Raw genomic sequence first — 207 nt, forward strand, 5'->3', positions numbered from 1 at the left:
CCGAGAGCACCAGGGTGCCCGCGCCGTTCTTCACCAGGCCGCCGGTGCCGCCGATATCGCCCTGCGCCGCCAGCGTTACGCCGGCCTGCGTGGTCAGCGAGCCGTTGCCGGCGCCGATGGTCATCGCACGCTGCGTGCTCATCGACTGCGTCGCCGTGAGGTCGCCGCCGTTGAAGGTCACCGCACCCGACGCATCACCCAGGTTGC

General features: G+C 71.5%; 1 protein-coding gene. It reads right to left on the reverse strand.

The features are described from left to right. Positions 1-207 (reverse strand): hypothetical protein (locus JHD67_RS22200; RefSeq protein ID WP_199101250.1); only part of this gene is annotated, 207 nt, incomplete at both ends.

It is taken from the genome of Dyella sp. ASV21 (assembly GCF_016428975.1).
Classification (GTDB): domain Bacteria; phylum Pseudomonadota; class Gammaproteobacteria; order Xanthomonadales; family Rhodanobacteraceae; genus Dyella.